General features: G+C 36.3%; 16 protein-coding genes. 8 read left to right on the forward strand and 8 right to left on the reverse strand.

Going from position 1 to position 12,321, the window contains the following annotated elements:
- The first annotated feature begins 1 nt into the window (after position 1).
- From ACQY56_RS01275 to ACQY56_RS01285, 3 genes are read left to right on the forward strand one after another with little or no spacing between them, the layout of a single operon-like run.
- On the forward strand, positions 2–787 hold the full coding sequence (locus ACQY56_RS01275; RefSeq protein WP_428739853.1) for a pseudouridine synthase: 786 nt from the start codon (positions 2–4) through the stop codon (positions 785–787).
- A gap of 2 nt (positions 788–789) precedes the next feature.
- Positions 790–1,971 carry a replication-associated recombination protein A gene (locus tag ACQY56_RS01280; protein WP_428738491.1) on the forward strand — a complete coding sequence of 394 codons (1,182 nt, stop codon included), beginning with the start codon at positions 790–792 and terminating at the stop codon, positions 1,969–1,971.
- Positions 1,972–1,999: 28 nt separating this feature from the next.
- On the forward strand, positions 2,000–3,262 hold the full coding sequence (locus ACQY56_RS01285) for a malic enzyme-like NAD(P)-binding protein (RefSeq protein WP_428738492.1): 1,263 nt from the start codon (positions 2,000–2,002) through the stop codon (positions 3,260–3,262).
- A 5-nt stretch (positions 3,263–3,267) separates the two neighbouring features.
- Here the strand turns inward: ACQY56_RS01285 and ACQY56_RS01290 are convergent, their stop codons facing one another.
- Positions 3,268–3,639 (reverse strand): HepT-like ribonuclease domain-containing protein, encoded by a 372-nt coding sequence (locus tag ACQY56_RS01290; protein WP_428738493.1) that lies wholly within the window; start codon positions 3,637–3,639, stop codon positions 3,268–3,270.
- Positions 3,632–3,940, reverse strand: a complete 309-nt coding sequence (locus ACQY56_RS01295; protein WP_428738494.1) for a nucleotidyltransferase family protein — start codon at positions 3,938–3,940, stop codon at positions 3,632–3,634. The genes ACQY56_RS01290 and ACQY56_RS01295 overlap by 8 nt, the downstream gene beginning before the upstream one ends.
- Positions 3,941–4,244: 304 nt before the next feature.
- Between ACQY56_RS01295 and ACQY56_RS01300 the strand changes: the two genes are divergently transcribed.
- Positions 4,245–4,457 (forward strand): hypothetical protein, encoded by a 213-nt coding sequence (locus ACQY56_RS01300; RefSeq protein ID WP_428738495.1) that lies wholly within the window; start codon positions 4,245–4,247, stop codon positions 4,455–4,457.
- A 207-nt stretch (positions 4,458–4,664) separates the two neighbouring features.
- On the opposite strand, the gene ACQY56_RS01305 is transcribed toward ACQY56_RS01300, so the two are convergent.
- On the reverse strand, positions 4,665–5,324 hold the full coding sequence (locus tag ACQY56_RS01305) for an MqnA/MqnD/SBP family protein (RefSeq protein ID WP_428738496.1): 660 nt from the start codon (positions 5,322–5,324) through the stop codon (positions 4,665–4,667).
- 177 nt (positions 5,325–5,501) lie between these two features.
- Here ACQY56_RS01305 and ACQY56_RS01310 point away from each other — a divergent pair, with 177 nt between their 5' ends.
- From ACQY56_RS01310 to ACQY56_RS01320, 3 genes are read left to right on the forward strand one after another with little or no spacing between them, the layout of a single operon-like run.
- Complete coding sequence (locus ACQY56_RS01310; RefSeq protein WP_428738497.1) at positions 5,502–5,723, forward strand: MoaD/ThiS family protein; 222 nt, start codon at positions 5,502–5,504, stop codon at positions 5,721–5,723.
- Position 5,724: 1 nt separating this feature from the next.
- Positions 5,725–6,162, forward strand: a complete 438-nt coding sequence (locus tag ACQY56_RS01315; protein ID WP_428738498.1) for a molybdopterin synthase catalytic subunit — start codon at positions 5,725–5,727, stop codon at positions 6,160–6,162.
- Positions 6,163–6,175: 13 nt separating this feature from the next.
- Positions 6,176–7,378 (forward strand): molybdopterin molybdotransferase MoeA, encoded by a 1,203-nt coding sequence (locus ACQY56_RS01320; RefSeq protein WP_428738499.1) that lies wholly within the window; start codon positions 6,176–6,178, stop codon positions 7,376–7,378.
- On the opposite strand, the gene ACQY56_RS01325 is transcribed toward ACQY56_RS01320, so the two are convergent.
- Positions 7,375–8,607, reverse strand: coding sequence for a sugar MFS transporter (locus tag ACQY56_RS01325; protein ID WP_428738500.1), 1,233 nt, complete (start codon positions 8,605–8,607; stop codon positions 7,375–7,377). The genes ACQY56_RS01320 and ACQY56_RS01325 overlap by 4 nt on opposite strands.
- Positions 8,604–9,428, reverse strand: a complete 825-nt coding sequence (locus tag ACQY56_RS01330) for an HAD-IIB family hydrolase (RefSeq protein ID WP_428738501.1) — start codon at positions 9,426–9,428, stop codon at positions 8,604–8,606. The genes ACQY56_RS01325 and ACQY56_RS01330 overlap by 4 nt, the downstream gene beginning before the upstream one ends.
- A gap of 22 nt (positions 9,429–9,450) precedes the next feature.
- Here ACQY56_RS01330 and ACQY56_RS01335 point away from each other — a divergent pair, with 22 nt between their 5' ends.
- Positions 9,451–10,140: an SDR family oxidoreductase gene (locus tag ACQY56_RS01335; protein WP_428738502.1), complete on the forward strand. Its 690-nt coding sequence runs from the start codon at positions 9,451–9,453 to the stop codon at positions 10,138–10,140.
- 1 nt (position 10,141) lies between these two features.
- Here the strand turns inward: ACQY56_RS01335 and ACQY56_RS01340 are convergent, their stop codons facing one another.
- The 3 genes from ACQY56_RS01340 to fliD all read right to left on the reverse strand — a co-directional run bounded on the left by ACQY56_RS01340 (position 10,142) and on the right by fliD (position 12,204).
- Complete coding sequence (locus ACQY56_RS01340) at positions 10,142–10,396, reverse strand: hypothetical protein (RefSeq protein WP_428738503.1); 255 nt, start codon at positions 10,394–10,396, stop codon at positions 10,142–10,144.
- On the reverse strand, positions 10,386–10,754 hold the full coding sequence (fliS, locus tag ACQY56_RS01345) for a flagellar export chaperone FliS (RefSeq protein WP_428738504.1): 369 nt from the start codon (positions 10,752–10,754) through the stop codon (positions 10,386–10,388). Before fliS ends, ACQY56_RS01340 begins: the two co-directional genes overlap by 11 nt.
- Positions 10,755–10,833: 79 nt before the next feature.
- Positions 10,834–12,204 (reverse strand): flagellar filament capping protein FliD, encoded by a 1,371-nt coding sequence (gene fliD, locus ACQY56_RS01350; protein ID WP_428738505.1) that lies wholly within the window; start codon positions 12,202–12,204, stop codon positions 10,834–10,836.
- Positions 12,205–12,321 lie beyond the last annotated feature (117 nt).

Genomic DNA, 12,321 nt, shown 5'->3' on the forward strand with positions numbered 1-12,321 from the left:
AATGTCAATGAGACTTAACAAATATATAGCACACTATTCAACTTATTCACGCCGTGAGGCAGATAAAGCAATTCAAGATGGGTATGTTCGCATAAACGGCGAAATCGAGATGAATCCAGCTACACAAGTGCAAGAGGGTTTAGACATTGTTTACGTAAGCGGAAAACAAGTAAGCCCAAAGAGTAAATATACTGTGATTGTATATAATAAACCTAAAGGGGAGTTAGTTACTAAAAGCGATCCAAAAGGGCGTCGTACGATCTATGATACACTCCCTAAAGAGTTTAAACACTACATTCCAGTTGGACGTCTTGACTTTGCAAGTGAGGGATTACTCCTTTTAACAGATGCTTCGCACATTGCAACAGCTTTAATGGAGTCCAATTTACAACGTATCTATAAGATCAAGATTCAAGGTGCAGTAACTCCAGAGATGGAAGCAGCAATGATCGATGGACTTTATCTCGCAGATGCAAGTGCTGGAGCACATTCACACTCAAAAATAAAAGAGATGGAATTTAAGCCGTTTATCGGTTATAAGATTCAAAAAAATCAACCAACTTACTCTATCTTAAAAGTGGCGATCGCTGAGGGGAAAAACCGTGAGCTTCGTAGATTTTTTGCACACTTTGGAAGTGAAGTAGCTGATCTAAAACGTCTCAGTTTTGCTGAGATCGAACTCAATAATCTTCCAACGGGAAAAACTAGATTCTTAACACGTAGTGAGTACTCTGCACTGCATAAGTTTATAAAAGAGGAATCTAAAAAACAAAAAGAGAGAGCATAGCCTTGGACTTTGCAACACTTTTACGTCCGAAAACTTTTGATGAAATTATTGGGCAAGAGCACTTAAGCTCTAGTGGTGCACCTCTACGAACTCTTTGTGAAAAAGGTGCTTTGGGTCATAGCTTTTTTTATGGACCTGCTGGATGTGGAAAAACATCAATCTCTCGCGTCATTGCAAACTTGATGAAGCTTCCGTTTTATGAGTTTAATGCGACTTCACTCAAAATTGAAGACTTGCGAAAAGTTTTTAAACAACATCAAAATACTCTGCAAAAACCGCTTATATTTATAGATGAAGTGCATCGCCTTTCTAAAAATCAACAAGAGGTTTTACTTCCAATTATGGAGCGAAACGAAGCACTCATTATTGGTGCTTCAACAGAAAATCCGTTCTATTCACTCACTTCTGCAATTCGCTCTCGTTCGATGCTTTTTGAGATAAAAGCTATCAATAACGAAGCACTGAAAAATTTGCTTAATCAAGTAATCAAAAAATATCAACTTTCACTCGTTCAAGATGCACAGGAGTATCTTATCGCAAGTTCTGGCGGGGATGCGAGAGCGATGTTAAAACTATTGGAGTTTGCAAGCAATCTCTCAAATGAGATCACTCTTGAAACACTCAAATCACTTCGCCCAAATGCTTTGCAAGCTGGCAGTAGTGAAGCCGGGGTGCATTATGACTTAGCTTCAGCACTCATAAAGTCAATCCGCGGAAGTGATTGCGATGCTGCGATCTATTATCTAGCACGTTTGATCGATGGTGGGGAGAGTGCCGACTTTATAGCAAGAAGACTTGTAATACTTGCTAGTGAAGATGTGGGCAATGCAAATCCACAAGCACTTACACTCACAACGTCATGTCTTACTTCTGTTTCAAAAATCGGCTACCCTGAGGCGAGGATCATCTTAGCCCAAGCGGTGATCTACTTGTGTGCCTCTCCAAAATCAAACTCTGCATATATGGCAATAAATGAGGCGCTAAATAGTCTAAAAAACGGCAATATTATGGAGATACCAAAAACGATCCAACATAACAATGCAAACTATCTTTACCCACACGATTTTGGCAGTTATGTAGAGCAACAATACCTGCAACATCCACAACAATTTGTCCAGCTCAAAGATATAGGTTATGAGAAAAAAATGAAAGAGTGGCTCGAAGCAATCACAAAAGGTGTATAATAAAAGAAACACTTTTAAGGATTTTTTCATGGCAAAAAAATTTACAGATAAAGAAGCACTTGACTATCATCAATTTCCACAACCAGGAAAACTAGCAACGCAGATCACTAAAAGTGTTGCAACACAAAAAGACCTCTCTTTGGCATATACCCCAGGAGTAGCAGTTCCTTGTTTGGCAATAGAAAAAAATCCTGATGATGCGTACAAATACACTGCAAAAAACAACCTTGTGGGTGTGATCTCAAACGGTACGGCAGTTCTTGGTCTTGGTGACATAGGTGCACTCGCTTCTAAACCTGTCATGGAAGGTAAAGGGGTACTTTTTAAAAAGTTTTCTGGGCTTGATGCGTACGACATCGAGGTAGATACAAAAAGCATTGATCGTTTCTGCTCAGTCGTAAGTGCAATCGCACCAACCTTTGGCGGGATCAACCTTGAAGATATAAAAGCTCCAGAGTGTTTTGAGATCGAGCGTCGTTTAGTTGATGAGCTAGACATCCCTGTGATGCATGACGATCAACATGGAACGGCAGTTATCTCTACGGCAGCCATTATGAATGCGTGTGAAATTGCCAATAAAGACATTACAAAAATCAAGATCATAGTTGTAGGTGCAGGTGCTGCTGCCATCTCATGTGCAAGACTTTACCGCGAAGTTGGAGTGAAACATATCTATATGATGGATTCAAAAGGGCTCGTACACCAAGGAAGAAGTGATCTTAATGATTTTAAACGTGAGTTTGCAGCACATAAATACCTGACACACGATGAAGTTTTTGCTAACGCAGATGTAATCGTCGGACTTTCACGCCCAGGGACATTTCATATAGAAGATGTCGAGAAGATGTGCCCAAACCCGATCATCTTTACACTTGCTAACCCTACTCCTGAGATATTTCCCGAAGATACACGAGCTACACGTCCAGATGCAATCGTAGCAACGGGGAGAAGTGACTACCCTAACCAAGTAAACAACGTTTTAGGTTTTCCGTTTATCTTTAGAGGGGCGATGGATGTACGCGCACGTAAAATAAATACAGAGATGAAACTCGCCGCTTCAAAAGCACTAGCAGAGTTAGCAAAACAAGAAATTCCTGAGTATTTACACGAGATTCATGGGCGAAAACTAGAATATGGAAAAGAGTACATCATCCCCTCACCTTTTGATAAGCGTTTAGTAATAGAGGTTTCTGCAGCGGTTGCAAAGGCTGCTATTGAGAGTGGATCGTCACACATGAAAGATTTTGATATAGAGAAATATAAAAAAGAGTTGGCTGCGAGAATCAGCTAACTTTCTCATTTATATTCTTTTGTAGCATTATTTATAATCTCTTGACATTGCTTTTTAAATTTTGGAAGTCCATTTCTAACTATCCATTCAACTATGGAGAGATTTACACCTTCATATTCATGAGCTATATAAGTTCTAACATCATACATACCTTTAACATCTTTATCGTCAAAAGCACTTAAAATATCATTGGCATGATCTTTTTTTAATTTGTTAAACTGTTCAGCTATGGCTGTCAGATGCATAAGTATTGCAGGTCTTAATGTAACACTATCTTCAAGAGATTTTACAATGCCACCATTATTTTCAACAATTTGTTCTATATATTCTATCTTTTCAAGAATCAAATAAACTTTGCTAATTGATTCTTTAGACATATATAGCTCTATCTATAATAAACTTTTTACCAGTTTTGCCCATACCAGTACTATCAGCTAAATCTACTGGTAATCCTAAAGCACTTGAAATTTCAGATTGAATTTCTTGAATACGTTCAATCGCACCAAATCCATATCTGTTTGCGAATTCAGGAGTTGCTTCTACAAGAATATCAACATCACTATTATCATCTGCTTCATCTCGAGAATAAGAACCAAAAAGTGCTTTTATTAAGAAACCTTCATTTTGGTACTTACTTTTAACAGTGCTAAGATAGTTGAGGATAGATTCTTTTTTCATAGGCAATATTATATCATAAGGTCTAAATACTGCCACTACAATATAAAATTATGCGCTAAAATGTACTTTATTTGGGATGTTACAATCTAATATTTTTTGATTAAGCCTAATACTGAACTAATTCATAGAATTTCTAAAGTTATATATCAAAAAATAAACAATAAAATAATTAATATTGTTTATTATGGTTACATATTGAAACATTAAATAATATATTTAGTTGTTTTATGAAAAAAAATATAAATAAAACTTACTGTCTGATAAGATTAAAGATATTTCAACAATAAGGATTAACATGAAAAAAATGTTCATATTACTGTCATTACTTAGTATTACAGTTTCATTACAAGCAAAACAAGTGACAACATGTACTTCATACTTAGTAGGTGCTAAAGCTGAATTAGATTGTGTAGGAATTAACGGAAAGGTTACAATGCAAGACTTATATAAAAAAGGCTGGAAATATGTTGGTGATATTAGTGGAACAAATAAATTTGTATTAGTCTTTGAAAAATAAATATAGAAGTTTATAAAAATATTGATGTGTATTGTAATTCACAATAATTTATTAAAGGGTATAGATTGAAATGTCCCCTATCAACTAAACACTTATGAACTCAACAATCCCTTCTTTTTGAAACATAGTTGGCATTTATACGCTTTCCATGTTCCACAAAGTGTTCAATAAATAAAAAGCTTGTATTCCCTTAAACTCTTAGGAGTTTTAGGACAGATTTTTAATTTTAACTTCTCTATAAAACTTAGCAAGTCCTCTTTGTGCTTTTCGATCAAGCTTGTATGAGATAAGTTTGAGGTACTCTAGTGCCTCTTGCTTTGAAACTTCAGTGCGTTTTGCTGCTTTTTCTAAAAGGTATTGCGGGATTTTTACTTTAGTATTTCCAAAGTTTCTCTCGATCTTTTTATAGATTTTTTTGTCTTTATGGTAGGCTAAAACTGCGAAGACGAATGGGAGGTTGTAGTGGTTATTCCACTCGAGTGCCAGATCGATGTAGTTGTCGTTTTTAAGAGCGTATCGCAGGGCTTTATCGCCTATAAGTACTTCGCCTTGGATATTTAGTACGTTTGCCAAGACATTTGAGGTTGCGGATTCTTTATCTTTTTTTGCATTTGCTTGTGGGATAACGAGGACACTTTTTACCTCTTTTTTTGCGATGATTCCAAGGGCAACTTTTTTATGTTTTTTTGCAGTTATACTTGAGATGAAAGCAGCGTCAACTCGTCTGTTTTTAAAGTCATTATTGATCTTTGCAGGGACACCTTTTTTATACTCCATACTCATCTTGATCTGTGAAGATGGGGCAAATCGTTTCATAAATATATGAAATGGCAAAAGGTTCAAGTATTCTATCTTTCCAAAAAGCACATAAGCTCCAAAACTAATTTATGAAATTATACCCCACTTAACTTATCTTCGTTATAATTTCATCCATAATTCGGTTATGAATATACAAAATTGAGGACGAATCCTCCCTTTGGTCTGAGCCTCACTTTTGTACATTCACAACCTAACACTCCTGAAATAAAAGGCTGGAAACGAACGATGGTACGCGTAGAATTTTTAGGACCAATACAAAAAGATGCAATGGAGTTTGAGATCACAAACTTAAGTGAACTAGCACCCATTTTGCAACAAGATCAAGAGTTAAAAGAGTGGTTAAGCAACTCGGCAGTTGCTGTAAATGATGCACTTGTAGCTTCACTAGAACATCCGTTAAAAGATGGAGATAAAATCTCTTTATTACCACCAGTGTGCGGAGGCTGATTTGCTAGAGTTACATGATGGTGCATTGAATGTTCCTGAGATCTTAGAGCGATGGTACAAAGAGGAGTCTGCAAGTAATTACGGTGCGTATATTCCATTTGTCGGAACTGTTCGTGATGAGAACGGGATCGCGGGGCTTAGCTTTGATGTGTATGAGCCAATACTAGAGTCTTGGTACAAAGCTTGGGAAGAAAAAGCTGCCACGCAGGGTGCGATCATAAAAATGGCACACTCTAAGGGAGATGTACTTTTACATCAGTCTTCTTACATTGCAGCGGTTTTTTCTCCAAAACGCCGTGTGGCTTTAGAGTTTATAGATGCGTTTGTAGAAGATTTTAAAGCTTCAGCTCCGATCTGGAAATACGACTTACTTGATGGAAAACGTGTCTATGCAAAAGACAGATCAACTGCAATTAACGGCAGTGGACTTTTAGCGTAAGAGAGGAAAAAACTTGAACTTTATATCGTATGAAACTAGTCAAAACATGCTTGAACTGCTTCAAGTCAATAGCTCTAAGTTTGAAAGAGTTCCTTTAAGTGATGCGCTTGATCGCATCTTGGCTGAAGATATAGTTGCAAAGTACAACGATCCACAATTTCCTACTGCTTCTATGGATGGTTATGCTGTAAAACATGCCGATCTTGAACTTGGTGAGCTTATTGTTTTAGGGGACAATCCAGCAGGAAATAATGAGCAACGCATTGTAAATGAGGGTGAGTGTATAAAAACATTTACGGGATCAAAAATGCCAGAGGGTGCTGACACTCTGATCCAGATCGAAAATGTTACTTATGAAGATGGAAAAATCACGATCAATGAGAGTGTAAACTTTGGCTCGTCTGTTCGCCCTGTTGGGGAGAGTTATAGAGCGGGAGATGTGCTGATCAAAAAAGGTACAAAACTTGGCTTTGCTGAGATCGGTGTTTTGGCAGGATTAAACCAAGTGATGGTAAAAGTTTCGCTTCGCCCTCGTGTAGCTGTGATAGCAACTGGAAGCGAGATCGTAGATCTTGGAGAGCACTCTGATAATCCAGCACAAATCAGAAGTTCAAACAACTACACACTCGAAGCACTTTTCAAACAAGCCGGAGCAGAAGTTATACAACTTGGCACTGCACCAGATGATAAAAAAAGTTTGCTTTTAGCGTTTGAGAATGCAATCAACTCTGCTGATATTGTTGTAAGTACCGGTGGAGTGAGCGTTGGTGATTATGACTTTGTAAAAGATATAGTTCCAAGTCTTGGTGCTTCGGTTGTCTTTAAAGGTGTAGCAATGAAGCCAGGTCGTCATGTGATGGTAGCACAGCGTGATGAGAAGTTTATCTTAGCACTTCCAGGATTTCCGTATTCGTCTACTGTAACAGCTATACTCTACGCTCTGCCACTCATCTCAAAAATGTTAGGACAAGCAAAACCATATGAGATAATTGCAGCTAAACTGCAAGAAGATTTTAATAAACGCTCATCATTTACAGAATTTACAACATGTAATGTAGTTGTTGAAGATGGAGAATTTTTCGTAAATTTTCAAGATAAAAAACTTGGAAGTTCTGCAATCCTTACAAACATGCTCGGCAACAGCGGACTTATGATAACAGGGGAAGATGATCGTGACCTTCTTGCTGGTACATTTGTGAGTGTAATTTTACTCTAAGTCCGTCCTATTTTATGCCCTTTAAGTGCATAAAATAATATAACTAGGTAACAAAAAATCCCTATAAGATAACTCTGCTGCATATCTCCTGTAAATAAAGATATTTTTCCAAAAGCTAAAGGTAAAAGTGCTCCCCCAGCTATAGACATAATAAGCAGTGCACTTGCTTTTGGAGTGTGACGACCTAATCCATCTAAAACTAAAGGCCAAATTGTCGGCCATACAAGTGCGTTTGAAAGCCCAAGTAATGCTACATAAAGTACAGTATCTGGAATACTTTGCATATAAAAATAACTCTCTTTAGGGGTACAAGCTATAGACATCACAAGGATTATCCCAACTATAGAAGAGAGAGCTAAAGCATTTTTTTGACTGATATATTTTGGGATTGCTACTACCCCAACAAGATACGCAATTACCATACATATCATCGTGTAAGAGGTTAAGATTGTTGCATCTTTAACCCCTAAAGATTGTGCATAAAGTCCAATCGTATCTCCTGCAATTACCTCTATACCTACATAAAAAAATAGTGCTATTGCTCCAAGGATCACGTGTGGAAATCTTAGTACACTTACATGATCGTAACTGTCATCCTCTTCATACTCAACATCTTTTAAAGGGGAGAAATGAACAAATACAATAAGCATTAAAAGGATGATTGCCATCACAACATAAGGGGTAATCAGCTTGTGCGAAAGGGTATCTAAATTTGCTGTTTGTAGATTCTCTAAAAGTGGCATATTTGAGAGGATAAGCGCTGTAAAAACGATAGGGGCCAACACACCAGCAGACTTGTTAATAAGCCCCATTATGCTTATACGCCTTGCCGCACTCTCTATGGGACCTAGTAAAACTATGTAAGGATTTGATGCACTTTGCAGTATTGTAAGCCCAGTTCCCAAAACAAAAAGAGCAAGTAAAAAAATTCCAAACTCACGTGTTAGTGCTGCTGGGATAAAGAGCAAACTTCCAACTGCCATCACAAGTAAGCCCAAAGTCATTCCCTTTTTGTATCCTGTGAGCTCTAGTAGGTATGACATTGGGTATGCCATAACCGTATATGAGATATAAAAAGCAAAAGTGACAAAGAGTGCTTCAAACTCATTAAGATCACACAACACTTTTAAAAAAGGGATAAGTGAGCCATTGAGCCATGTTACAAATCCAAAAATAAAAAATAAAATGGCGATGATAACCATTGGGATAAAGTTTGATTCTTTACTCATCTCTTAAGTCCTTGTAGATATTTTGCAACACCATCTTCATCATTTGTATGTGGCAGTACAACATTTGCCATCTGTTTTACATCTGCATGGGCATTTGCAACGGCAACAGAGATATTTGCCAAGTTAAACATCCCTATATCGTTGAGATTATCCCCAAAAACACTCAGACGACCTAGATCAAACCCCGTTGCTTCACTTATACTTTGAATCCCATGTGCCTTGTCTGCATCTTTATGCAGTATAGTTAAGAAGTAACACCCCATATATGCTTCTGGTGCTAGGATGTATTTGAGTTCATTGCCAAATATTGCCTCAACTCTTTGTTTTAACTCAACTAAAATATCTTCATCAGCCATATACACCACTTTGAAATTATCTTCCATAGCACGAAGATTTTTAAACCCTTGTGTATGGTCATCATTTGCATAACGCTTAAGTATCTCTGTTTGGTAGTTGTTGAGTGTATGTGAATAACTAAATGCTTCATTTAACTCTTGATCGAGTAAAGAGAGTAAAAATGGATAAATCCCAAGTTTAGCACCCTCATTTATGATCTCATCTGCCATCTTTTTAGAGATAAATTTTGTATCTATTATTTTTCTGTTTGTTGTTGCAATCAAAGCCCCATCAAGTAAAATCATTGGAGCGTTTATACTTACTCCTTGCATAAACTGCATCGTTTTTTTATATGTTCTAGCAGTTGCAATGGAGAGGATGGAGTGATTTTCATAAGAGTTCCATATTTTTTTAGTATAATCACTTACAGATAAATCGCTTCGTAAAAATGTATGATCGAGATCGGTTATATAAATATTTTTCATGGTAGTAGTATAGGAGTTTTTGATGAAAAACGCAATAGTTACGGGTGCAAGTAGCGGGATAGGACAAGCGCTAACAAAACGTCTCTTAGCACTTGGTTTTAATGTTACAGGCGTTAGCCGCAACATTGATGAAGCTTTATTTAATCAAGTTAATTTTAAAGCCTTGCAATGTGATCTCAGCGATGAAAAACAAACCCTTCAACTTGCCGAACAACTCAAAAAAGAGGAGGTTTTTATACTCATTAATTGTGCTGGTTTTGGGAAGTTTGCTCCACATGAGGAGCTTAGTGCAAAAACTATCTCACAGATGACTTTTTTAAATCTCACTGCCCCTATGTTACTTACAAATGCAACTCTGCGAAGCCTCAAAAAAAATGGGGGTTACCTCATCAATATTAACTCGATTGAGGCTTTACGAGCTAGTAAATTTGCAGGGGTTTATACTGCTACAAAAGCGGGGCTTAAAGCATTTAGCGATTCACTTTTTGAAGAGACTCGAAAATCTGATCTAAGTATCACTAACATCAACCCAGATATGACGCAAAGTAGTTTTTATGATGAACTCCATTTTGATGTAACCCAAAATGATAGTGAAAAACTTTTAGCTACTGATATAGCCGATGCCCTACAGCATATTTTAACTATGAGAAAAGGTGCCGTTGTAACTGATTACACCATTAGAAGTTTAAATTTTGGGATAAAAAAGAAATAAATTACGACTTAATGTCTAACTTATGTGCCCTTCCCTCTTGTGTAGATTTCAAGAAGTTAATATTTTTTTTAATTTGAGCCATCGATTCTGCTGTAGAATCTTTTAACCCTTGTACTAAGTCTGTGGCTTCCTTAAGAAGTGCTATTGCTTCTTCTAACTCCTCTTTAGACTGTAAAGATGGGACTTCACCCATCAGTTTTTCGAGCTTTTCGACATTTTTTTCTATAATTGCAATTTTAAATTGCTTAAGCCACATATGTAGTCTCTCTCCAAGCTTCAAGAAGAGTTTTGAACACTTTACTACACTCATCTATTTTTTCAGTACTGTTTTCAATATTTGCTTGAGCTAAAAGTTGTAACTCATGATTGTACAATCCACTTAAATATGCTGAAATCGCTCCAGCTTTCATATCTAAAATTGTTATAAGTTCAGAAATTACTGCTATTGAACGATTAATCCAATAAACTTTTTTCTCAATATTTCCATCTTCCATAGAACGTTTTGCTTGTGCATTGAAACGTAATACCCCCTCGTATAACATCTCTATCAATTTAGCAGGAGATTCTACTGCTACGTTGTTCTGTGCATAAATATTATGAGCTGCTGTGTTCATTTGAAATCCTTTTCTTTTGTTCCTATCTTTTTTCATTTATTTATAGTACCTAAATCGGCAACTAAGGTTTATTCTTTAGTTAACTAGAACTACTTTGTGCTGCAACCATATCTGAGAACATTGTTGAGATAGTATTGAACTGACTAATTATCAAATCGTATGCTGCAAACTTTTTGGCCATAATTTCATATTTACTGTCTAGTCGTTCAATTTCTGTAGCTTTTCTCTCTTCTAAAGAAGAGATTTTATCAGTAATACTTTCTGTAAATGTGTCCAATATTGCATTATACTCTGTATATCCTTCCACAATTGTAGATATCTCATTGAACGCACCAGTTAGAGTTGTAACACTTGAATCTGAATTTGTAAAGTCACCACCATTAAAAAATGCTTGAACATTATCTGGATTATCATTCAGTGCTGTCAAAAAGGTATCTTCATCAAATGTCATAACACCATCTTTATCAATATCAAATCCATAATTCATCAGACTATCTACACCTTCACCAACACTTTCCATCATATTTCTTAGAGTGCTTTGCAACCCTTTAATGATACTTTCACTTGAAAATAACCCTCTATCAGCTTCTTCTGTACTTGATTGTGTTACACTCATTAACTCTGTCATTATTGCATTATATTTATCTACAAAGTTATTTAATTTTTCAACAATCGTATCTGTATTTTGTGCTACAGATACACTTGTTTCACCAGTTTCTGTAAGTGTAATTGTATATCCAGTGATAAGGTCATCTATTTCATTACTTGAACGAGTAATTGTTGAACCATTATTGAATGTGAATTCAGCATCAACTCCAGTTTGGAGTGCTTGTAATCCAGAAGTAATATTTGAATCAATTGTTCCACTTACATCTGTAATTGTAATGTCTTGAGTACTCCCAGTGTTTGCAGATGAGATTACAAGTCTTACATCACCAGTCCCAACATTTAAAAGTGTCGCATCAACACTATCACCTGCTACATCATTTATCAGATTTTTTAACTCTTTTAATGTAGTTGTATCTGTATAATCTATAGTATAGTCTTGACCATCTATATTTAAGTTGATTTGACCTGAAGAACCACCACCAACTAGGTCATCCTCTGAAGAAAACGAACCTGACTCTTCAATCTGTTTTGTTGCTAGAACAGAAACATTCATAACAAAATCTTGTATATCACTGTTAGCTGAAGCACTTACTTCAACCGATGTTCCACTTGTTGTTACACTACGCTCATCAAAAAGATCTACAGATGTAATATCAGTGATGCTATCAACCAAGTTTGTCATATTGGCATCTATAATTTCTAACTCGTTTTGTTTCGCAGTCTCTGTTGCAATTTTCGTAGTTAAAGGTGTAATTTTTGTTGCCTCGTCAGCAGCTCTTAACTGATCTAAAACATCTTGTGTCAATATGCTTGATCCAGCTCCTAATGAACTAATACCCATAATAAATCCTTTTTAGGTAATTATCTTTCATAATTATAGTTTCTTAACTCCAAATCGACAATTTATATTATTTTTTTAGTATTCTATGATATTGTTTTTGCTACTATAATATAGTTT

This window comes from Sulfurimonas sp., assembly GCF_050296975.1.
Taxonomy (GTDB): domain Bacteria; phylum Campylobacterota; class Campylobacteria; order Campylobacterales; family Sulfurimonadaceae; genus Sulfurimonas.